Genomic DNA, 531 nt, shown 5'->3' with positions numbered 1-531 from the left:
GCGCGATGTCGGCGGCTACGCGGTGGCGATGGCGCAGTCGATGCAGACCGTCTTCGACTGCAAGCCGGGACAGGTGATGTTCTCCACCTCGGATGTCGGCTGGGCGGTCGGGCATTCTTACAACGTGTACGGACCGCTGATCGGCGGCTGCACCTCACTGCTGTACGAAGGGCTGCCGACCAACCCGGACCCGGGCATCTGGTGGGCGCTGTGCGAGCAGTACGGGGTGCGTACGCTGTTCTCCTCGCCCACCGCGATCCGTGTGCTGAAAAAGCACGACACCGATTTCATCCGCCGCCACGACCTGGATGCGCTCAAGTACGTGTTCCTCGCCGGCGAACCGCTCGACGAACCCACCGCGCACTGGATCAACGATGCGCTCGGCAAGCCGATCATCGACAACTACTGGCAGACCGAGACCGGCTGGCCGGCGCTCACCCTGCTGCCGGGCGTGGACATGAAGCCGGTGCGCTTCGGTTCGCCGGGTTTCCCGAATCTTGGTTACAAGATGAAGGTGATCGATGAGAACAC

Annotated in this window: 1 protein-coding gene; it reads left to right on the top strand. The window is 63.8% G+C overall.

Features of this window, described 5'->3' with window-relative positions; translation table 11 throughout:
* A partial coding sequence (locus ACXJKJ_RS32000; RefSeq protein WP_457395762.1) for an AMP-binding protein occupies positions 1-531 on the top strand: 531 nt, incomplete at both ends.

This window comes from Roseateles sp. P5_E1, from assembly GCF_054049335.1.
The sequence above is the reverse complement of the archived record's forward strand: the minus strand, read 5'-3'. Positions and strand labels throughout refer to the sequence as shown.